Below are 21,319 nucleotides of genomic sequence, written 5' to 3'. Positions count from 1 at the left end.
ATGCGGATGGAGCAGATGTACCAGGAAGTGATCCTGGACCACTACAAGCATCCACACGGCCGGGGCCTGCGGGAACCGTTCGGCGCCGAAGTGCACCACGTCAACCCGACCTGCGGTGACGAGGTCACCCTGCGGGTCCACGTCACCGACGACGGACGCGTCGGCGACGTCTCGTACGACGGTCAGGGCTGCTCGATCAGCCAGGCTGCGACGTCGGTGCTCACCGACCAGGTGACGGGAATGCCGGTCCGGGAAGCTCTCGACGTCGTCGAGGCGTTCAACGAGATGATCACCAGCCGCGGCGCCGTCGAGGGCGACGAGGACGTGCTCGGTGACGGCATTGCGTTCGTGGGTGTCGCGAAGTACCCCGCACGCGTGAAGTGCGCACTGCTGGGATGGATGGCGTTCAAGGACGCGGTCGTACAAATTGTCGATGACGACGCGGCGGGGGAGAACGTGCCCGCCGGGACCGGAGGAGTTACATCATGAGTGACACACAGGCGGACGTCACCGGTGTCGACGCCGTTGTCGAGACGGCTGCCGTTGACGCGGCTTCCGGCGAGGAGACCGCAGCCGAGGTGGCCGCTCCGGTGGAGCTGACCGCCGAGCAGCAGGCGTTCGTCGACGACATCGAGGAAGCGATGCGCGACGTCGTGGACCCCGAACTCGGCATCAATGTCGTCGATCTCGGTCTCGTGTACGGCATTTCCGTCGACGAGTCCGAGGAGACCGTCGCGATCGTCGACATGACGCTCACGTCGGCGGCCTGCCCGCTGACGGATGTGATCGAGGAGCAGGCGCGCGGCGCGCTGGTGAAGAGCGGCCTCGTCGACGACCTGAAGCTCAACTGGGTGTGGCTGCCGCCGTGGGGCCCGGACAAGATCACCGAGGACGGACGCGAGCAGCTGCGCGCGCTCGGATTCACGGTCTGACCGTCTGAATTCGAACAACTGAAAACGAGAAGGTCCCGCCGATCCCCTGTGTCGGCGGGACCTTCTCGTCTGCGCACCGCGCGCGGATAAGTTAATCACTGTTCGCGGCTCGTGTCGACAATGTCATTCGGTTGGAGCGGTTCCCGGGCGAGTGTCGTCGGCGCTACACTCGCAGCGAAGTTAATCGCTGTTCGCAATCTTTTGGGAGTGTAGTGGGAAGAGCTGCCCGTGCTGCCGTTCTCGGGGCCTACGGTGAGCCACTGGAGATCCGCGACGTCGAAGTGGGTGATCTGCGAGACGACGAAGTGCTCATACGGATAGCCGGAGTCGGCATCTGTCACACCGATCTCACGGCCGCGGCCGGGGGCGTTCCCGTTCCCGTCCCCGCGGTGCTCGGCCACGAAGGGGCCGGCGTGGTGGAGGCGGTCGGCGGCGCCGTCGACTCCCTGGTCCCCGGGGATCACGTGCTGCTCAGCTACTCGGCGTGCCGCGACTGCGTCAATTGCGCCAATGGGCATCCGGCGTACTGCACGCGATTCGCGCTCCGTAACTACTCCGGTCGCCGAGCCGACGGCAGCACCACCCTGTCGATGGATTCCGTTGCACTGCAAGGCAACTGGTTCGGTCAGTCCTCCTTCGCGACGCACGCCGTTGTTGCCGCGTCCGACGCCGTCCAGGTCGCAGGCGACCTGCCGATCGAACTCCTGGGCCCGCTCGGTTGCGGCATCCAGACCGGGGCTGGTGCGGTGCTGCGAGTGCTGCGTCCTCGCACGGGCTCGTCCATCGTCGTGTTCGGCGGCGGGGCGGTCGGTCTGGCTGCCGTGTTGGCCGCGGTGGTTGCCGAATGCTCGACGATCGTTGTCGTCGATCCGCTGCCCACACGGCGGGAACTGGCGCTCTCCCTCGGTGCGACCGCGGTGTTCGACAGCGCCGAACCCGACCTCGCGAAGCAACTGCGTGCGGCGACCGGCGGCGGCGCCGACCACACCGTCGATGCCGTCAGCACGCCCGAGGTGCTGGCCACCGCGGTGGCGGTGCTGCGATCGCCCGGAAGTTGCGTGACCGTCGGACTGCGCGGGGGCCGCAACCCCGTGACACTCGACCAGTCGGCGCTCCTGATGGGCCGGAGCGTCACCGGTGTCATCGAGGGTGACGCGGACCCTCAGCAGTTCCTGCCGGAACTGATCGCGCTGTGGCGGGCCGGGAAGTTCCCGTTCGACAAGCTGATCACCACATTCGACTTCGACGACCTGCATGCCGCGCTGGAGGCAACCCGCTCCGGTGCGGCGGTCAAACCCGTACTCACGTTCGCATCCTCGGAAGGACAGGCATGAACCACCACGATCAGGTCGAGAAGCTGCTCGCGGCCGAGAGCGTCGACCCGCGAGAACTGGACGAGCTGTGGGCGGCCCTGCCGGTCGTGCACATCGACGAGCTCTCCGGCCGGTGGCGCGGCCGCGGATTTCGCACCGGACACCGCACAGAACAGCTGCTCGAGAAGACCCGCTGGTACGGCAAGACGTTCGGATCCTGCTTCGACGTGCAGCCGCTGGTGTGCCGCGGCGAGGACGGAGAGCTGTTCTCCGACGTCAAGGGCGGCAAGGGCGTCGCCAGTCTCTGGATGGTCGAGTTCCGCGGCGAGGTGACCGCGACGATGGTCTACGACGGAATGCCGGTGTTCGACCACTTCAAGCGGGTCGGCCCCGACACCCTCATCGGTGTGATGAACGGCAAGGGTGTCCTGGACAACGGAGAGCACTACTGGTTCGCGCTCGACCGCGACACCGAATAGTCCGGCAGGATCAGCCGGCTGCGGACTTCTTCGCCTCGTCGACGCTGCGCTGCAGTGCGGCGACGAGGTCGACCACCTCGGCGTCGGCCTCCTGGCCTGCGCCGACAGGAAGGCTGACCTTCTCGCCGCCGTTCGCGATCGTCTCGTCGAGGATCTTCTGCAGTTGGATCTGGTAGTCGTCGGTGTACGACTCCGGGTGGAAGTCCTCGGACATCGAATCGACGAGCATCGTCGCCATCGCGAGTTCCTTCTCCGACGGCGACGATGCCTCGTCGAGGGACCCGAATTCGGCGGCGCGGACCTCGTCCGGCCACAGCAGGGTCTGCACCACCAGCACGCCGTCACGTACCCGCAGCGCCGCGAGTCGGGTGCGCTGGCGGAGCGTGAAGTGCACGAGCGCCGTGCGTTCGCTGTCGGTCAGCGTCGACGCGAGGAGTTGGTACGCCTTGGGGGAGGCGGAGTCCGGCTCGAGGAAGTAGCTCTTCTCGAACAGGATCGGGTCGATCTGATCGGACGGGACGAACTGCAGGACCGGGATCTCGTGCTTCTCCGCCGCGGGGAGCTTCTCGAAGTCCTCGTCGGTGAGGACCACCTGGGCGCCGTCGTCGGAGATGTAGGCCCGGTCGATGTCCGCGTACTGCACGACCTGACCGCATTCGCTGCACACGCGGTTGTACTTGATGCGTCCGCCGTCCTTGCCGTGGACCTGGTGGAATCTGATGTCGTGGTCCTCGGTGGCGGAATAGACCTTCACCGGGACGTTCACCAGACCGAACGCGATGGAGCCTTTCCATATCGACCGCATCACCCCATGATGGTCCATACTGTGTGATCAGGCCAGGTGAGGCCGAATCGGTGGGCGGGTGCTGATGGCGCACAACACTGCGGTCCGGGTCGGAAATCGACGCCTGACCCTGACGAACCTCGACAAGGTGCTGTACCCGGACTCGGGCACGACGAAGGCCGAGGTCCTGCAGTACTTCACCGAGGTCGGACCCGCGCTGGTGCCGTTGCTGACGGGGCGTCCACTGACCCGGAAGCGGTGGCCGGACGGAACCGCCGCCGACCCCTTCTTCCAGAAGAACGTCGAGGCCGCGACCCCCGACTGGATACCTCGGCACACGCTCACGCAGGGGTCGCGGACCGTCGTGTACCCCGAGGTGGACGAGCTCGCGGACCTCGTCTACTTCGCACAGTCCGGAGCACTCGAGTTCCATGTCCCGCAATGGCGGTTCGCGCCCGACGGATCGCCCGGAGCCCCCGACCGGCTCGTGATCGACCTCGACCCGGGGCCGGGCGTGACGCTCGACGAGTGCGCGCAGGTGGCGTTGCGGGTGCGTGAGCGACTGCAGGCCCGCGGTCTCGACGCGCTGCCGGTGACCAGCGGCAGCAAGGGGATTCACCTGTACGCGGGCGTGGGCGACGGGTGGACGTCACGGCGCTGCTCCGAGGTTGCGAAGGAGATCGCCGTCGAACTCGAACGGCAGACCCCGGAGCAGGTGACGTCGACGATGTCCAAGGCGGTGCGCGCGGGGAAGGTGTTCGTCGACTGGAGCCAGAACTCGGCCACCAAGACCACCATCTCGCCGTACTCCCTGCGCGGCACCGCGCAGCCGACTGTGGCTGCGCCCCGTACCTGGGCGGAGCTCACGGCACCGGATCTGCGCCAACTCGACTTCCACGAGGTCGTCGAGCGGCTGCGCGGTGGTGTCGCACCCGCGACCGTCCCGCGGCCACACGAGGCGAGGCAGGCGATCGCGGGTGCCGGAGTGGTCGGCGGCCGGAACCGGGTGGAGGCGCCGATGCTGGCCACCGCGGCCACGGCGTCGGAGTTCGCGTCGCGCGCCGATCCCGACACCTGGGCGCTGGAGTACAAGTACGACGGAATCCGGGCACTCGTGTCGTTCGGCGGCGAGGATCACCCGGTGCGTCTGACCAGCCGGAACGGCCTGGACATCGGCGTCGGCTATCCCGAGTTGCTGCATCTGCCCGCCGGGCTCACGGGCCACTCCGGGGTGCTGGACGGCGAGATCGTCGCATTCGGCGACGACGGTGCACCGAGCTTCGGGCGGCTCCAGCAGCGGATGGGCCGGTCGCGTCCGCCGTCGGCGCGGGAACGGGAATCGAATCCGGTGGCGCTGCTGCTCTTCGACGTCCTGGAGCTGGACGGTGTGTCCGTGCGGGACAAGCCGCTGCGGGATCGCCGCCGGGTGCTCGAGGCGATCAGGATTCCGGAGGGCGACTCCTGGCGCGTGCCGGACCTGGCGCCTCCCGACCTGGACGAGGCCCTCGACAGCAGTCGGGCGGCGCACATGGAAGGCCTGGTCGCGAAGCGATGGGACAGTGGCTACCGGTCGGGTCGCTCGTCGGTGTGGCTCAAGCTCAAGCACTTCCGGACGTGTGAGGTGGTGATCGGGGGCTGGCTGCCGGGGGAAGGCGGCCGAGCGAAAGGCGTCGGCTCGGTTCTGGTGGGTCTGCCCGCGGGCCCGGGACGGCTTCGCTACCTCGGCCGGGTCGGCAGCGGCATGTCGGACGCAACGCTCGGACGCCTGCGCGACCTCGTGGCGGAGACAGCGTCGGGCGACTCGCCTTTCGGGGACACCGTGCCCGCCGTCGATGCTCGGTCGGCGCGCTGGGTGCGCCCGGAAACGGTTGCGGAAGTGCGTTACTCGGAGTTGACGGACGACGGCAGGCTGCGGCACCCCGTGTGGCGGGGCCTGCGGCCGGACAAGTCCGCTGCGGATGTCGAGGGCGTCGAGGGTGGGGGCTGCTGAGGGGATCTCGACGAACGGTGGGCGTCGGCTCGGTGACGAATGGGGCAGTGGCAGAGTCTGTTCGGCGAAGGGAGGGTGAACGGTGAGTCCGGGGGCGCCTCTCGGCAGGCGTTTGGTCTAGACCTACTGCACGATCGTGGGCGTGACCAACCACAAGCGAATCACAGCCACTTCGACCACACTTGCCGCTGCAGTCGCGGCCTGCGCCCTCGTCTCCGGCGCGGCCTCGGCCTCGGCACTCGATCTCGGTTCCTCCACCGCGGCGGGCCCGACCAAGACCGTCGTCATCGGTCTGGATGGCACCATGCTCGACTTCGTCAAGTCCGCTGACGCGCCGCGCCTGCACCAGTTGATCGCCGAGGGCGTCAGCGGCCAGTCCTCGATCGCCGGGCACCCGACCATCTCCGGGCCTTCCTGGTCGACCATCCTGACCGGCGTCTGGAACGACAAGCACGGTGTCCAGGACAATTCGTTCAACGGTGCGAACTACGACGAGTACCCGACCGCGTTCACGCGAATCGAAGCAGCGAACCCCGCTCTCGGCACACAGTCGATCTCCACCTGGAACGGTATCGCCACCATCGCGGGGAGTGGCACTCCCACGGCCGACGTGGTGACCACCACCGCGGGGGCAGGAGGACTTGCCGCCACGGACACCGCAACCGCGACCGCGGTCGCCGACCAGATCGTCTCCGCGGGACCTGATTTCATCTTCACGCAACTCGATCAGGTCGACGGCGCCGGCCACTCCGGCGGCACCACAGCGGCGGCGTACGCGGAGTCGATCGCCCGAGTGGACGCCGAGGTCGGGCGGATCGTCGACGCAGTGGACAAGCGCGCCAAGGATTCCGGGGAGTCGTGGACGATCCTCGTCACTTCCGATCACGGCCACAAGCCGAGTGGCGGGCACGGTGGACAGTCCGTTGCGGAGACCACCACCTTCGTGATCGCGCGCGGAGCGGGATACGCGGGCGGAACCACCGACAACAGCTACACCATCGCCGACATCACCCCGACCGTCCTCGACAACCTCGGGATCGCACTGCCCGAGAACCTCGACGGCGTGCCGTTGGCGAAGACCGCGCCGACGCAGCCCTCCGGGTTCCCGTCCTTCGGGTCCTGACCTGCCTCTCCTGCGGGCACCGGTGCCGGTGCCCGCAGGAGCACGGTTCTGTCGGGGGTGGTTGGTAGATTTCGGGCCGTCGTGGGCGGCTCGGTTCGGGCAGCGCACTTGTCGTTCTGTCCGAGAGGTTTTCGCTTCATGGTTATGGGTCCGACCCATGCTGTCTCCGGTGCGGTCGCCGGACTGCTCGCCGCCCAGGTACTACCGCCGGAGTGGGGCGGCCCGACGTCGACGGCGGAAGTGTTCACCTTCGCCGGTGTGTGCGCGGGCGCCGCGTTGCTCCCCGACCTCGACACCGGTCAATCGACCGTGGCTCGGTCCTTCGGGCCCGTGAGCTGGGCCCTCGCGAAGGTCGTCGACGAGGTGTCCCTCTGGTACTACCGCCTGACCCGCGGTCGACGCGATCCGAAACGCACCGGTGGGCACCGAACCCTCACCCACACCGCACTGTTCGCGATCGCGATCAGTTTCGGTGTGTCGGCGCTGGTCGTGGCGTTCGGGCGTCCCGCGGTCATCGGCACGCTGTTCCTCACACTCGGACTGGCACTACGGGGTCTGGCGGGAGGCTGGGCGAAACGCAGCGGCTGGATCGCCGTCACCCTCGTCGCGGGCGTGCTGGCTGCCTTGACCTGGACCTGGTACCCCGACGAGATCGGTTCGCGGGCACTCGGAGTCGCGGTCGGTCTGGGGTGCGCCGTGCACTGCCTCGGGGACGCCATCACCAAGGAAGGTGTCCCGTTCCTGGCTCCGCTGCTGCCGTGGCGGGGGAGGCGATGGTGGGAGTTTCAGCTGCCGTCGTGGCTGTCGATCCGGGCCGGAGGAACGTTCGAACGCGCTTTCCTCGGGCCGGTGCTGACGCTGATCGCGGGCGGACTCGCGCTCTGGGCGCTCGACGGAGTTCCCGAGGCCGTCAACGATGCACTGGTGCAGTTCGGGGCGTTGCGCTGAGAGCGTCCGTCGAGAGCGCTGCCACCAGGTCTCGCACGTGCGTGAGATCGACGTCGTATCCGGGGAAGTAGCAGCACACGCGGTCGGCGTGGTCGCCGAAACGGCGGACGATCTCGGCGGCGCACTCCTCCGGCGTGCCCCGCACGGCCAGCGTCTCGAGCATCGTGTCGTCGATCAGGGCGATCATCTCGGCGATCGCGCCACGCTTGGACAGGGTGTTGAGTTGCTCCTGCAGGTGCGCCCAGCCCTCCACCTCGAGCACAGGCCGGTAGGCGGGCGTCGACCCGTAGAACGCCAGCAGCGCCCGCACCCCGGTGGCTGCGGCGCTCAGCTCCGCGTCGGTTCGGCCGGTCGCCACGATCACCTGTGGCACGATCTCGAAGCCGTCGCGCTCGCGGCGCGCCAGGCCCAGGTCCACCGCAGGCAGAGTGCGCTCGTGGAAGTGCCGCTCACTGTGGAACGGCATCACGAGCAGACCGTCCGCGACCTCGGCGGCGGTCCGCGTCATCACCGGGCCGAGCGCTCCGAGCAGGATCGGGGGTACGCCGTGCGGGTTCGGTCCTGGCACGAATGTCGGTGGCATGAGGGTGTGGGTGTGGAACTCGCCGCGGTAGTCCAGTCGGGTGCCGTTCTGCCAGGCCTCGAGGATCGCCCGGACGGCGAGCACGGTGTCGCGCATGCGTGCGGCCGGCCGGGACCAGGTCGAGGAGTACCGCTTCTCGATGTGCGGGCGGATCTGTGAGCCGAGCCCGAGCCGGAACCTGCCCCCGCTCATCGACTGCAGGTCCCATGCGGCGTTCGCGAGGTGCATCGGACTGCGGGGCAGGGCGATCGCGACGTTCGTCGCCAGGTCGACGTCGACGACGCCTGCCGCCGCGACGAGGGGGAAGAACACGTCGTGCGGTCCCTCGAAGGTGAACAGTCCGGCGGCACCTGTTCCGGCGAGTTCGACGGCCCGGCGGGCGGCGTCGACCGGTGGTGCGTCGAGCTGGATCTCGACCTTCATCAGGGCTCTCCTTCGTTGAGCTCAGCGGTGACGCGGCAGCGCGGCGCCGACCAGTGTGCGCCGCACGGGCATCGACGCGTGGCGAAACAGCGTCCACATCGCCGACGCGGTGGCACGCGGCTCGATGCGCTGCGACAGGTAGGCCCGCTGCAACTGCGGTGGCAGCGCGAAGAAGTCGTCGAAGAACTCGGGGACGAGCGGGGCCGGCAGTGCGAGGAGGGCCCGCAGACCCACCTCCCGCAGCGCCCGCACCGTGCGAGCGGGCCGCGGCCACAACGCCTTCCCCGGATCGTCTCCCGCGACGAGCGCCCCGACGAGGTCGTCGACAGCGCCGAGCGACGCCGCGACGCTGTAGCCGGTGCCGGGATGCATCAGCGCACCGCGAGACCCGAACGCGAGCGCGTCCCCGCCAGGTCGAGGTGCCTCGACGGGGAAGCGAACCTTCTCGACCTCCGCGTCGGCGGGAACGTCGACGCCGCGGTGGCTCAGCCGGGTGAGCAATCGCTCGCGCAGCGCGGACACGGGGAGCGCGGGACGGCCGACCAGACACGTCTCCTCGAGCAGCACGCGGCCGTTCCCGACGGGGACCGCGTACAGGAACGACGGCGGATCGTCGGTGGTTGTTCCGTTGTCGCGTCGCCAGTCCATGAACAGCGCGGGCGCATCGCCCAGGGCAGGCCCCGCTGCCGCCGCGGGCACGACGATCCCGTACGCCGTCTGCTCCGCCGCACCGCCGCCGGCCCGAAGACCCCGCGCGTCGACAAGGTGCCGGGCCCGCAGCACCGTGCCGTCGCCCAGTGTCACCGCGGACCCGTCGAGGTGCAGGGCGCGGCCGGTGACGACGCGGGCGCTTCCGGTGTCGAGTGCGGCTCGGAAGATGGCGTTGTCGAGGACGACGTACTCGCGGTCGACAACGTGTTCGCGAACGGCCACGACGCGGGGCCCCGCGACGTCGGCGGCGACCACGCGTCGATCGAGCCAGGCGGGAAGCTCGTCCGCCCACATCGCGTACGTGGGGGTCCAGGCGCGATCGGGCGCCGGGTCGACGGCGACGACGGCCAGACCGGCGGCGTGCGCCCGGTGCGTGAGCGCTCGCCCCGCCGGGCCGAGCCCGACCACCACCAGGTCCGCCACGCCGCCATCGCTCACGATCACACACGGTAGCGGCGAACCTGCGACCCTGGTCCCAACCGAATCGGACGCAGGGGGTCGCCGCCATGGACGTCGAATCCGTCATCTCGAACGTCGGGTCGGCCGTCGACATCGTCGGTGTGGCCGTCATCGTCGTCGGCGCCGCCGTCGCGAGTTGGATCGCGCTCTCCACGATCCGGTCCCGGCCCGGCGCCTCCGTGTACACCCCGTACCGGCGCAACCTGGGTCGCTCGATCCTCCTGGGGCTGGAGTTCCTCGTCGCCGCGGACATCATCAAGACCGTTGCCGTCACACCCACTTTCGAGTCCGTCGGAGTCCTGGCGTTGATCGTGCTGATCCGGACGTTCCTGAGCTGGTCGCTCCAGTTGGAGATCAGCGGACGGTGGCCGTGGCAGGAGCGCGCGGACCGTGGCAGGGAAGGTGCCGACGATCCGGTAGGCTGAACCGTCGTGATTACTGCCACCGACCTCGAAGTTCGTGCCGGTGTGCGAACCCTCCTCTCGGCGCCCGGATCGGCCCTGCGTGTGCAGGCCGGCGACCGCATCGGCCTGGTGGGCCGCAACGGTGCCGGCAAGACGACGACCCTCCGGATTCTCGCCGGCGAAGGCGAGCCCTACGCGGGCACCGTCGTCCGCAGCGGTGAGCTCGGTTACCTTCCCCAGGATCCGAAGGAAGGCAACCTCGACGTCCTCGCCAAGGATCGTGTCCTGTCGGCCCGCGGGCTCGACGAGATCATCCGCAGCATGGAGAAGCAGCAGACGATCATGGCCGAGGCCGTCGACGACGCCACGCGCGACAAGGCCGTCCGCAAGTACGGATCCCTGGAAGACCGCTTCGGCTCGCTCGGTGGCTACGAGGCGGAATCGGAAGCGGCGCGGATCTGCAGCAGCCTCGGTCTCCCCGACCGGGTGCTCGCGCAGCCGCTGCGCACCCTGTCCGGTGGTCAGCGCCGCCGTGTGGAGCTGGCACGCATCCTGTTCGCGGCCTCCGACTCGTCGGGTGGCAAGTCCACCACGACGCTGCTGCTCGACGAGCCGACCAACCACCTCGACGCCGACTCCATCACATGGCTGCGCGGGTTCCTGCAGAACCACGACGGCGGCCTCATCGTCATCAGCCACGACGTNGACCTGCTCAACGACGTGGTGAACAAGGTGTGGTTCCTCGACGCGGTGCGCGGCGAAGCGGACATCTACAACATGGGCTGGAAGAAGTACCTCGATGCCCGCGCCACNGACGAGCAGCGGCGCCGCCGTGAGCGTGCGAACGCGGAGAAGAAGGCATCCGCGCTGCGCCAGCAGGCCGCGAAGCTCGGAGCGAAGGCGACGAAGGCGACGGCCGCGCAGAACATGGCCAAGCGNGCCGACAAGCTGATCGCCGAACTCGACGACGTCCGCGTCGCCGACAAGGTCGCCCACATCCGGTTCCCGGAGCCTGCTCCGTGCGGCAAGACGCCGCTCATGGCCAAGGGCCTGACGAAGGTGTACGGNTCNCTGGAGATCTTCANCGGCGTCGACCTCGCGATCGACCGCGGCAGCCGGGTCGTCATCCTCGGGCTCAACGGTGCGGGCAAGACGACGCTGCTGAGATTGCTTGCGGGAGCNGAGAAGCCGGATCTCGGGGAGCTGGTTCCCGGCCANGGCCTCAAGACCGGGTACTTCGCGCAGGAACACGACACCCTCGACGACGAGGCCAGCGTGTGGGAGAACATCCGGCACGCCGCGCCGGACGCGGGGGAGCAGGACCTGCGGGGTCTGCTCGGTGCGTTCATGTTCTCCGGCCCTCAGCTCGACCAGCCGGCGGGCACCCTCTCCGGCGGCGAGAAGACCCGGTTGGCGCTGGCCGGTCTGGTGTCCTCGGCGGCGAACGTGCTGCTGCTCGACGAGCCGACCAACAACCTCGATCCGATCTCCCGCGAACAGGTGCTCGAGGCGCTGCGCAGCTACGCCGGCGCGGTCGTGCTGGTCACCCACGACCCCGGCGCCGCTGAGGCCCTCAACCCGGAGCGGGTGATCCTGCTACCGGACGGCACCGAGGACCACTGGTCCCAGGAGTACGTGGAGCTCATTCAGTTGGCGTGACTCCGCGGCTGACGTCCCGCGCCGGTTCGTCACCGCACTCCCCAGCCGGCACAAGTGTTCACTCACAACATCTTTCACTGACAGTGACGAACCCCGCGCGGGCGGCACCGCGACGGGACTCCGGCGCGGGACTCCAACCGACACGCGGCTACCGTCCCAGCGACAGCATCGCCGCCGCCACCTCACCGGTGGCCGCGTCGGGGATCGCGGTCGCTGCATCCTCGATGACGAGTAGCCGGGCCTCGGGGATCTCCCGCGCGCACGCTTCGCCGTTGCCGACGGGAAAGAACGGGTCGCGCCTGCCGTGCACCACCAGTGCCGGGATCGTGAGTTCGGGCAGACGTTCGCGCCAGCGCGGCGTGCAGTCGAGTCGGGAGAACACCATTCGCAGCTGGTTGGCCGTCTGGATCGCGGACCCGGTGCCCGGCGTTCGGTCCCAGATGCGTTCGGCGGTGACTCGCGCGGCGGAGGGGTCATCACCACGGATCTCGGCGCCTGCGGCGGCGAACTCCGCCACGGCGGCGCGATCGGACCAGTCCGGCCTCGGAAGCGAGAACAGCCGGGCCATGGTCGCTCCGTCATGGTCAGGCAGATCGTCGTCGACTGGACCCGGAGCGACAGGCCTCGTCCCGACGAGCGTGAGTGCACTGAAAGCGTGCGCATGATCGAGCGCGGCGACCTGGGCGACCATTCCACCGACACCGATGCCCGCCAGGTGCGCCGGCCTGGAATCGAGTTCGCGGGCGAGCGCCGCGGCATCCGATGCCAGATCGCGCAGCGTGTAGGCAGGCGACTCGGGATCGAGTGTGGTCGAGGGCCCCGAATCGCGGAGGTCGTACCGCACGACATGGTGCCCGCCGCGGGCGAGGGCCGCGCACAAGGCGGTGGGCCACGAGAGCATGGTGGTTCCGCCCACGAGGAGGATCAGCGGCGCCGTCGCGTCCCCGAAGTGCTCCACCCCCAGTGCGACGCCGTTGACGTCGATCGTGCTCATCCCGTCTGCCATCAGGGTTTCCCTCCGTCATTGTCCGTACCGACCGGCGCCCTACCCGCAAGGCCGCTCTTGCACAGATGGACCCGTCACGAAGCCTGGAATCATCGGTCAGGTCTGACGGAACACATCGACGACACTCACGTCCCGCAAGGCGAACCCTGACTCACGCATCCCGAAAGCCGTCCTCGACCGGAGCCGGCCGAGTCGAGCAGTCCGGGCAGTCCCGCCCTCGATGAAGGCAATGTCCCGGCGAACTCCACGGCGTTCGGTCCCGTAGATTCTGACACCGGTGTGCGACGTCCCGACCGACTTCCGGCTGTTCCGCGACAAGGAGACTCATGACCGGCATGCACGTGCGAACCCACCTCGCCGAGGTCGACTGGTCGACGCTGGAGCATGCATACGGCGATGCGAGTGATGTGCCCGGCTGGATCGAGTTGCTGACGGGCGCGGAGACCGCCGAAGAGTCGCTACACAACCTGTGGGCGGCGGTGTTGCATCAGGGAACGCTCTACGACTCGACCCCACCGGCGATGGTGTCCATCGCGTCCCTCCTCGGCGCACGGCAGGCCGCGGACGCGGAGAACACCGCGTGGTTGCTGCTGATGTTCGCCGACGCGGTGCGCGACTACGAGCAGGTTGAGGTGGACGACGCCGACACGGCCACGATCGTCCGGTCGGCCCGAGAGTCGCTGACCCGGATCGCCGCCCTCGTACGACCACTGATCTCCGACGCCGGCCCGGAAGCCGTGGCAGCAGCACTGCTCCAGGCCACCACGGGCACGGCCGATTCCGCAGCCCTCGACACCCTCGGGGCACGGGCGAACGCCCGCCCGGCTGAGCAGGTCGAGCAGGCGTGTGTCGCTGCGCTCACCACCCTCGGGGCCGATGCTTCGGAGGCCCTCTCCGACGGGGATCAGGGCCTGGTGATGGCGGCAACGCTTGCCCGGATCGCGGCTGGCGACGCCACGACCACCGACCTCGACGCGCTGGTAGCGGGCTGGGAGCTCGCCGTCGAGGTGGCACCGTGCATCGCGTTCGGGGTCGCGAACCTTCCGGAGTGGTTGAGCGCGGTCAACCCCGACGCGTCGGCTCACGTACTGGCCGCGCTGCCCACGCCGGACGAGGCGACGATCGCAGGGCTCGTCGATGTCGTCATCGGCTCCAGGCGCAATGCTCCGGCCGCGGTCCGCCGCCTGCTCGCCTTTGCCGCGCTGCCGGAGGCCGCGCCGGAGACGATGATCGCAGCACTCCGGCAGTGCCCACCGACACCCGAGGTCTGCGACTCTCTCGCCGACCTCGCCGAAAGAGTCACTGCCGGTGGCACATCCGCCGTCGGGTCGAGCACGTTCGACACGGATGCCCGGGCAGACTCCGCTCTCGCCCTGCTGCGTGCGGGAGACGGACGGTGGGCCCGCCCGATGGCCCAGGCCTTCCTCACGAACCCGGCCGCGCGCGGCCTCATGGTGTCGACGTCCGCGTCCGGACGGTCCGCGCTCGGTTTCGCGCTCGTGCGCGTGGGCGCGCCGTCCGCCACCATGCTCGTCGCGGGTATCCGGCAGGCGCTTCGGCAGGAGCCGCCTGCCGATCCGTCCCGGGACGGCGCCGGGCACCTCGCAGAGTTGCTCGCCTCCTGGCCGGCCGAGGCTGCCGCCGGCGCGCTGCCCGAGGTCCGCGAACTGCTCGCCGTCGCGCCGAAGCACGCCGCCGCTGCACTCGCGACGTGGGACGACACCGCGAGCATCGACCGGATCCGCGAGGCGAGCGTCACCGGCGACGCGACCGTGCTGCTCGCTCTCGCGCGCTTGACCAGGGACCCGGGTGACTTCCATCGCGTTCTCGACGCCGACCTCCAGTACCGGGAGTCGGAGGTGCTGGTGCACTGGGCCGACCGCACCGACCCATGCTTCCTCGACTGGTGCCGCAGCCTCGCAGGCACGGAGCCTGCGACGGCCGACTACCAGCGACAAGACCAGCTGACCGCGCTACGCATCCTCGCTGCCGCCGACTCGAGCGAGGCCGACACCGGCTGGGTCGTGCTTCGCGGCATCCTCGATGCCGGTCGTGGCCCGATCGACAAAGCCATCGACCTCGCACTCGAGTGGCGCGCGCAGCAGTTGCTGTCGCCCGAGGCGCGCGCCGACCTCGAGTCCCTGCTCGCCGACCTCGTCGTCACCGACCGCAGGGACTACAACGGCCCCACCGCCAAGACCAGCGCTGCCGCCGCGATCGCTCTCCTCGATGCGGGACTGCCCCTCCCCGGCCCTCCCGCACGAATCGTGAAGGTCGTCACGCGTGCCGTGGCCGACCGGCACGCGCGCGGTCATGGGCTCATGCTCACCGAACGGCTCACGGCAGCAGCGCAACCCGTCCGCGGCGCCGTCGCGAAGGCGCTCCGCTCCCTCGTCGACCGCGACGAGCGCTTCGACTCCACCGGCGACATCGCCGTCGAGGACGAACGCGCCCTAGAGCGTCTGCGCCCGATCCTGAGCACCCTGGAGACCGCCTAGGGTTCTCCTGCCCGACGTCAGACCAGGGCGAACTCAGCTGTCCCGTTTGAGGTTCCTAGTGCCCCGCCAGATGATGCCAACGCCCATGACGGCTTCGACCTGCCGGGTCGGTCACCGTGTGAGTTGTGCAGTGACCTGGTCGGCTCGGTCGGACAGACCGCTGGCGCGCAGGAGCTCGATGAGTTCTCCAGCGGCCTCGGCGCGGCCGTCGGCGTTGCCCACGGCGGTGAATCCTTCGAAAGCCGACTCCAGCGCCCAGACCGCAGCGTCGGTCATGCCCGCCGCACGCTGCACCCTGCCGGCGAGCCAGAAGGCGTGCGCGGCATCGACGACGAGGCCGAGGCGGGCGAACCCCTCGCCCGCCCGCATGGCCTCGTCCGCGGGGTTGGTGGCGTCGAGTTCGGCTGGGATCTGCCAGGTCTGGGCTCCCGCCAGCGTCCGCGCGAGCGTGTCCCGCACCGTCGCGACGGTGTGCTCGTGTTCGGCGCGACGCCGCTCAGCGAGTTCCTCGGTGAGGGCGGAGGTGTCGAGTGGAGACTCGACCCGTGCCAGCAACTCGGCCAGCGACGAGAGGAGTTCGCCGATCTCATCCATTCGAACCGCGAGCGGCGCCCAGGCGGTGAGGACGGCCGCGGTGACCGCCTCCGGCGCTCCACCTGCGACGAGACGCGGAACGGCCGCGCCGAAGGTCTCGTGCGCGACCTCGTCGTCATCGGTCTCCGCCGCACACTGGGCTGCTTCGGCGAAGGCGAGTCCCGCGCGGTCGAGGAGGCCTTGCGCTTCGAATTCTGCGGCGGCGGACAGGTACTCGGCGCGCGCCGACCGGTAGTCCCGTCGCGCGGCGAAGGCTTCGGCCCGAGCGAACCGTTCGTCGCCCGAAGCGCCGGCGCCCGAGACGACTGCAGTCGAGGCGGCACCCGAGGGCGCGGCGGAGTTGGCGGATGAAGCGCCGCTCTCGAGATCCAGCGGACGATCCGTGCGCGTCGCGGCGAGCGCCCGGGCGACGAGGGCGGCGTGGTAGCGATTGTCGTTGCGGGCGTCGAACCGCGCCGCAAGTCCATCGGCCTGCGCGCGTACCCACGTGTGCAGCGCGGAGACGGTGCCGCGCTCCGGTTCACGCAAACCGGTGGCGGTGTCGCCCTGGTCGAGGTTGGCCGAGAGCCCCGCCAGCACGCCGATGAGGAAATGGAGGCGCTTCAGCGGCGACGGAGCCTGGTCGAGGAGCGAAGCGTCGTCGTTGCGCAGAACGCGCAACGCACGTTCGAGATATCCACCACGGGCGAGCAGTTCGAAGTTCTGGCCTCGCGACGGCGCGAGTTCGCGGTTGCTCGCGTCGAGCGACGCGAGTGCCCGGCGGTGCTGGTCCAGCGCGAGGTCCGGATCGCCGAGCAACAGCGCCGAGAGCGCGACGGCGTGGTGGGTGATGGTCGGCTCGAGGTTGCAGCCGTCGTCCTGCGTCAAACCGAGTTCGACGGCCTCCTCGTGACGCCCCGTCTCGGTGAAGAAGGCGACCTGCTGCCCGATCGTGCACGCACGGCAGTCGTCGAACTCGTCGCGCACCTGGGCGATCCAGGCGAGTCGAGCGGCTTCGGCATCCGGACGGCCGGTGTGCCAGGACCAGCGGAACTGGCTCATGCGCACCGCGGACAGACCGTGCCCGACGATCCGGTACCGACGCTCCATGTCCTCGAGGAACGCGGCGCCCTGCTCCGCGGTGATCTGCGGGAAGTGCGGGAGGTCCGAGGCAATCCACTTGAACTCCCAGAACAGGTTGTGCTCGTCCTGGCCGTCGAAGAGCTCGGGGCTCTCGTCCCAGAGCCGCAGCAGCCGGGCGAACACGACGAACGACTTCGCGCCCTCTCCGGCGTACGTGTATGCCTCGACCAGGTCGAGCAGTGCTTCCGCGAGCAGTTCCCGAGGCCCTTCCGCCTCGATTCGCCGAGTCACGGTTTCGGCGGCGGCGATGCGGGCGACCCCGTAGGGCATCCGGCTGATGTCACGGAGTTCGAGAGCAGCAGAGGTTGTCACGGGGTGTCTTCCTGTCGAGAAGGGTCTGATTCGAGCGCGCCAGATCGAAGCGAGGCGTCGAGCAGGACACCTAGCGCGTCGGAGAGCGCGGCAGATTCCGCGGACCGGAGTCCTTCGCCCGCGAGCATGACCGCGGCGAGGTAGAGCGACCGCAGGCCGGCCGCGAACACCTCCCCGTGCGGGGCGGTCAGGAGGCTCCGGGCAACGGGCGCGTCGTCGTTGAGGACGAGGGTGCGCGTGCGGGAGGGGCTTTCGTCGGCGAAAGAGTCGAGCAGCCCACCCCAGAGGTCGGGTGACGCCGCGCGTTCCCGCTCCCGTTCGCGCCGGTGCTCGGACTCCGAGTCGCGCAGCAGGATCGCGGGCACCGTGTTCGGCGAGAAGGTGCGCACGATCACGTCGCAGTCGTCGGCAGCGAGCAGGTCGCGCGCATGCGCGACCGCCGAAGCGAGCTCCATCTCGCGGGCGACACCCGGTACCCCGAGCACCTGCACCAGGTCGGAACTCTGCAACTCCCGCGTTCGCCAGCCACGACGCCGGGCGAGGCGCTGCATGATGTCGGCGTCGTAGACGTAGCCCGCGTTGACCACGATCAGGCCCTGCGCCCGGGCGACGGCCGCGACCCTCCGGTAGGCCTCCGTGGTGGTCGTATAGACGATCTCGCCGTCCCGAGCGGCCTCGGCGAGGGTCAAGGGCCGATCCGTCGTCTCGAACGGCAGCACTCGGGCCACGAGATCGAGCACATCGGTGTCGGTGAGCGCGAGCGCGCGCAGCGCGAGGTGATGTGTTTCGAGCACGGAACGCGCGAGTGCGCCCGGTTCACTCAGCGTGTCGACGGCCCACCGTGTGATCTGCTGACCGAGTGCGTCGCGCACCCCGAGAAGCGCGTCGTCGTCATGGATCTGTTCGCGTGACGCCGTCGGCGAGAGCGTGCTCGTGTCGAGGACGGCCCGGGTGAAGAACGCCCACTCGGGAAGCACGTTGTCGACACGTGGGCCGAGCAGCATCCGCTTGGTGTAGACGCGGTGCTGGCCGGAACCGGGTGACACCGCTTGCGGCAGTACGAACGCGACGCCGGACACCCCGGCCACCGGGAGGTCGAGATCGATGTGCGTGAGCGGTGTGAACCCGAACGTCCGCTCGCAGTACTCCGCGAGCGCTCGCTCCCGTGCGGTGCGGGTCGGATGCGCGACCCGCCACGGCAGTTCGGGCTGGGTGATGCGCCGCCACATCGGCGACGAGCCGGCGACGGGCACTCGCACGGCGAGGTCGGGGGGGAGCAGCGAACCGTACTCCTCGGCGAGCGAGAGCACGGTGTCGTTCGCGAGCCAGTGCTCGGCGTCCCGGCGAGCGGTCAGCCGCACCGACGTGCCCACCGGTGCATCCGGATCGGCGTCCTCGCTCACCTCGAACGTGCCGTCCGCGCATCCGATCCAACGGATCGCCGATCCAACGTGCCGCGCACTCCGCGACCGCACCTCGATGTGATCCGCGACCATGAACGCCGACAACAGGCCGATGCCGAACTGACCGATGAACTCGGTTCGTCCGAGCCCCAGCATCGGATCCCGCTTGGAGGACCGTCCGATGGTTGCGAGCAGTTCCGCGGCTTCGTCGGCGGTGAGGCCGATGCCGGTGTCCGTGACCTCGAGCGTCGACCGCCCGCTCGGGTCGGTGCCCGTGCTCAGCCGGATCGTCGCCTCCGCGGAGGGGTCGAGTTCGCGCCGGGCGGTCACGGCGTCGGCCGCATTCTGGACGAGCTCGCGCAGGAACACCTGCGGGCCGGAGTAGAGATGCCGGGAGAGCAGGTCGACCATGCCGGCGAGGTCGACTTGGAATCGATCGGACACGAGGCTCCTGAGATGTCGAGATGGTAGATACGAGCAGTACTCATGTTGTAGCCGAGGAGAACTGGGCACGGGTGTGCCCACGGCACGGTGGTGGTTCGCGCCGATCCCGGATCGGCTCAGGCCGCTACTCCTCGGACTCGAACTGCGCCCACACCTCGGGGAACGTCTCGTTCACATGCTCGAAGAACGTCATGCTGGTGTTGATGGCGCACAAGAGGTGCTGCCGGAGCTGGTCGTCGGTCAAACCGTGCTCGTAGTCGACGTTGAGTTCGGCGTTGACACGGATCCGACCCTCGCTGTCACGCTCGAGATAGGTCTTCGGCCAGATCTTCTCGGAGTTCCACTCGTTGCAGACCTCGAGAGCCTTCACGTAGTCGGATTCCTCGAGCTTGCCGCGCCAGAATCCGCGCACACACAACAGTTCTCCGCTGGCGCCGTTGACGAAGAAGAAGAACGATCCATACTCCCAGGAGCCGAAGATGTCACCGTCGGGATCGACGCTGTACGTCCAATCGGACCGCTCCAGCGCTGCCTTGATCCGGTCCTGAGACAGTGGGGCGAGGGCGCTCCCGAGACCTGGTACCGCGTCCTTCGTGAAAAACCCCATCGTGCGCCCTTCTGATCGGTGTGAGTGTGAATCGCACCATCAGTTGTAGCGGGGGCCACCGACACATTTCGCATCCGGCCTCATGCAGCCGCGGGCCTCCCTCCCCCTCAGACGACGCCCAGGCCCCGGCCGTCCGTCTCCCGCAACGACGTTGACCCGGTGCGCGGTGCGACGAGGACCCGATCGCCGCCCGACCGACCGACTCGCAGTTCACCCCCGACGCGGTGGTTTCGGCCGCATGCGGGCGTGGCTGTCCTCATACCGAGACAGCAGCGATGACGCCGTCGGGTACGGCGATCGCGCGCTTGAGGATCTTCCCGATGGAACCCTTGGGCAGGTCGTTCACCAGCCAGATGTGCCGCGGGTACTTGTAGGGCGCGACAGGTCGCCGGTCCGGAACCAGCCGTCCGAGAGCACCGCTGCGGTGGCGGCGGGCTGACGCCAGTAGCCCTTCATGACATTGTGGCCGTGCACCGCGAGTTCGCCGACCTCCCCACCGGCGACTTCCCGCCCGTCCTCGCCGAGCACGCACATTCTGATGCCGCCGATCGGCGTGCCGATACTGCCGGCCTTGCGCATCGCGTCCGGATGGTTGAAGTACGCCACCGGCGAGGTCTCGGACAGCCCCCATCCCTCGAGAATCGTTGTGTCGAAATGTCTCTCGAAGGCATGCAGCGTCTCCACCGGCAACGCCGCGCCGCCGGACACACACCCGCAGCGCGCTCAGGTCATGGTCGGCATGGCCGGGGTGCGCGAGCAGCGCGGCGTACATCGTCGGCACGGCCACGAATACCGTGACGCCGTCACGAGTCAGCACCTGCAGCGCATCTGCGGCGTCGAAGCGGGGCAACAGCGTGAGGCATGCGCCGTGGGCGATGGCCGAGGTGAGGGTTACGGTCTGCCCGAACGCGTGAAACAGCGGCAGGCCTCCGAACACGACGTCGTCCTCGGTGAGCTTCAGCAGATTGGTGCTGGTGACCTCTTGATTACGCATGAGGTTGTGATGAGTGAGCTCAGCGCCTTTCGGCTTGCCGGTGGTGCCCGAGGTGTAGAGGACGACCGCGGTGTCCGAGGGCTCTCGATGCGCAACGCCACCCTCGCCGTGCAGTACCGCTACCCGGTTCACGAGTGAATCCGGATGCACCGTCAGGCATTCGACGCCGGCGACCGCCGCGCCGGGAATCGCTTCTGCGGCCTCGTGCCAGGCGAGCAACATCGCTGCCGTGCTGTCGGCGAGTTGGTGCGCTACTTCGCGGGGCTTGAGGAGCGGATTCATGGGCACCACGATCGCGCCGGATCGCAGGATCACATAGTAGGCGATCGCGAACATCGGGACGTTCGGCACCATCATTGCGACGCGATTGCCGGACCGAACCCCGCGCTCGTGCAGTTCGAGCGCCAGGGTTGCACTGGCCGCCTCCAGTTCGGCGTAGGTGAGTTGCTCCTCGGCGCAGATCACCGCGATCCGGGAGGGGTGCCGCTGGGCGGACGTCGTCAGAGTGGTTGCCAGATTCATCACGTCGAC

The 21,319-nt window shown here is 69.0% G+C and carries 17 protein-coding genes and 1 pseudogene; 10 read left to right on the top strand and 8 right to left on the bottom strand.

The window, feature by feature from the left end:
• The 4 genes from sufU to RHCRD62_RS17035 all read left to right on the top strand — a co-directional run bounded on the left by sufU (nucleotide 1) and on the right by RHCRD62_RS17035 (nucleotide 2,724).
• On the top strand, nucleotides 1-489 hold the full coding sequence (sufU, locus tag RHCRD62_RS17050; RefSeq protein WP_050065950.1) for a Fe-S cluster assembly sulfur transfer protein SufU: 489 nt from the start codon (nucleotides 1-3) through the stop codon (nucleotides 487-489).
• Nucleotides 486-932 (top strand): metal-sulfur cluster assembly factor, encoded by a 447-nt coding sequence (locus tag RHCRD62_RS17045; RefSeq protein WP_050065949.1) that lies wholly within the window; start codon nucleotides 486-488, stop codon nucleotides 930-932. Before sufU ends, RHCRD62_RS17045 begins: the two co-directional genes overlap by 4 nt.
• Before the next feature lie 212 nt (nucleotides 933-1,144).
• Complete coding sequence (locus RHCRD62_RS17040; protein WP_050065948.1) at nucleotides 1,145-2,266, top strand: NAD(P)-dependent alcohol dehydrogenase; 1,122 nt, start codon at nucleotides 1,145-1,147, stop codon at nucleotides 2,264-2,266.
• Entirely contained in the window at nucleotides 2,263-2,724 is a 462-nt protein-coding gene (locus RHCRD62_RS17035; RefSeq protein ID WP_050065947.1) for a DUF4334 domain-containing protein, read from the top strand. Before RHCRD62_RS17040 ends, RHCRD62_RS17035 begins: the two co-directional genes overlap by 4 nt.
• Before the next feature lie 10 nt (nucleotides 2,725-2,734).
• Here RHCRD62_RS17035 and RHCRD62_RS17030 read toward each other — a convergent pair whose 3' ends face one another.
• Nucleotides 2,735-3,529 (bottom strand): non-homologous end joining protein Ku, encoded by a 795-nt coding sequence (locus tag RHCRD62_RS17030; RefSeq protein WP_157050971.1) that lies wholly within the window; start codon nucleotides 3,527-3,529, stop codon nucleotides 2,735-2,737.
• A gap of 64 nt (nucleotides 3,530-3,593) precedes the next feature.
• Here RHCRD62_RS17030 and ligD point away from each other — a divergent pair, with 64 nt between their 5' ends.
• The 3 genes from ligD to RHCRD62_RS17015 all read left to right on the top strand — a co-directional run bounded on the left by ligD (nucleotide 3,594) and on the right by RHCRD62_RS17015 (nucleotide 7,569).
• The gene (gene ligD / locus RHCRD62_RS17025; RefSeq protein ID WP_084734359.1) at nucleotides 3,594-5,498 is read left to right on the top strand and encodes a non-homologous end-joining DNA ligase; all 1,905 of its coding nucleotides are present in this window, start codon (nucleotides 3,594-3,596) and stop codon (nucleotides 5,496-5,498) included.
• Between the two features lie 142 nt (nucleotides 5,499-5,640).
• Nucleotides 5,641-6,621: an alkaline phosphatase family protein gene (locus RHCRD62_RS17020; RefSeq protein ID WP_253277360.1), complete on the top strand. Its 981-nt coding sequence runs from the start codon at nucleotides 5,641-5,643 to the stop codon at nucleotides 6,619-6,621.
• A 138-nt stretch (nucleotides 6,622-6,759) separates the two neighbouring features.
• Nucleotides 6,760-7,569 (top strand): metal-dependent hydrolase, encoded by an 810-nt coding sequence (locus RHCRD62_RS17015; RefSeq protein WP_050065943.1) that lies wholly within the window; start codon nucleotides 6,760-6,762, stop codon nucleotides 7,567-7,569.
• On the opposite strand, the gene RHCRD62_RS17010 is transcribed toward RHCRD62_RS17015, so the two are convergent.
• Complete coding sequence (locus RHCRD62_RS17010; protein ID WP_050065942.1) at nucleotides 7,532-8,575, bottom strand: TIGR03617 family F420-dependent LLM class oxidoreductase; 1,044 nt, start codon at nucleotides 8,573-8,575, stop codon at nucleotides 7,532-7,534. The two genes, RHCRD62_RS17015 and RHCRD62_RS17010, sit on opposite strands and share 38 nt — an antisense overlap.
• 21 nt (nucleotides 8,576-8,596) lie before the next feature.
• Nucleotides 8,597-9,724, bottom strand: a complete 1,128-nt coding sequence (locus RHCRD62_RS17005) for a lycopene cyclase family protein (protein ID WP_084734358.1) — start codon at nucleotides 9,722-9,724, stop codon at nucleotides 8,597-8,599.
• A 68-nt stretch (nucleotides 9,725-9,792) separates the two neighbouring features.
• On the opposite strand from RHCRD62_RS17005, the gene RHCRD62_RS17000 reads away from it, so the two are divergent.
• Together RHCRD62_RS17000 and RHCRD62_RS16995 are read left to right on the top strand one after the other, a co-directional pair.
• Nucleotides 9,793-10,170, top strand: coding sequence for a DUF1622 domain-containing protein (locus tag RHCRD62_RS17000; protein WP_050065941.1), 378 nt, complete (start codon nucleotides 9,793-9,795; stop codon nucleotides 10,168-10,170).
• 6 nt (nucleotides 10,171-10,176) lie between these two features.
• Nucleotides 10,177-11,808: an ABC-F family ATP-binding cassette domain-containing protein gene (locus RHCRD62_RS16995; protein WP_050065940.1), complete on the top strand. Its 1,632-nt coding sequence runs from the start codon at nucleotides 10,177-10,179 to the stop codon at nucleotides 11,806-11,808.
• 148 nt (nucleotides 11,809-11,956) lie between these two features.
• On the opposite strand, the gene RHCRD62_RS16990 is transcribed toward RHCRD62_RS16995, so the two are convergent.
• A complete protein-coding gene (locus RHCRD62_RS16990; RefSeq protein ID WP_084734331.1) occupies nucleotides 11,957-12,814 on the bottom strand; it encodes an alpha/beta fold hydrolase in 858 nt (285 codons plus the stop codon).
• Between the two features lie 326 nt (nucleotides 12,815-13,140).
• On the opposite strand from RHCRD62_RS16990, the gene RHCRD62_RS16985 reads away from it, so the two are divergent.
• On the top strand, nucleotides 13,141-15,312 hold the full coding sequence (locus RHCRD62_RS16985; protein ID WP_050065938.1) for a hypothetical protein: 2,172 nt from the start codon (nucleotides 13,141-13,143) through the stop codon (nucleotides 15,310-15,312).
• Between the two features lie 111 nt (nucleotides 15,313-15,423).
• Here RHCRD62_RS16985 and RHCRD62_RS16980 read toward each other — a convergent pair whose 3' ends face one another.
• From RHCRD62_RS16980 to RHCRD62_RS16965, 4 genes and pseudogenes are all read right to left on the bottom strand, one after another.
• Nucleotides 15,424-17,340 carry a hypothetical protein gene (locus RHCRD62_RS16980; RefSeq protein WP_157050970.1) on the bottom strand — a complete coding sequence of 639 codons (1,917 nt, stop codon included), beginning with the start codon at nucleotides 17,338-17,340 and terminating at the stop codon, nucleotides 15,424-15,426.
• Nucleotides 17,337-19,187, bottom strand: a complete 1,851-nt coding sequence (locus RHCRD62_RS16975; RefSeq protein ID WP_050065936.1) for an HSP90 family protein — start codon at nucleotides 19,185-19,187, stop codon at nucleotides 17,337-17,339. Before RHCRD62_RS16975 ends, RHCRD62_RS16980 begins: the two co-directional genes overlap by 4 nt.
• A 124-nt stretch (nucleotides 19,188-19,311) precedes the next feature.
• The gene (locus RHCRD62_RS16970; RefSeq protein WP_050065935.1) at nucleotides 19,312-19,794 is read right to left on the bottom strand and encodes a type III secretion system chaperone family protein; all 483 of its coding nucleotides are present in this window, start codon (nucleotides 19,792-19,794) and stop codon (nucleotides 19,312-19,314) included.
• Between the two features lie 342 nt (nucleotides 19,795-20,136).
• Nucleotides 20,137-21,310 (bottom strand): annotated as a pseudogene (locus RHCRD62_RS16965) (AMP-binding protein).
• Between the last annotated feature and the right edge of the window lie 9 nt (nucleotides 21,311-21,319).

The sequence above is a fragment of the Rhodococcus sp. RD6.2 genome (assembly GCF_001040705.1).
GTDB lineage: Bacteria > Actinomycetota > Actinomycetes > Mycobacteriales > Mycobacteriaceae > Rhodococcus_G.
Note: the sequence above shows the minus strand (reverse complement) of the source record. Positions and strands in the feature narration are given on the sequence as shown.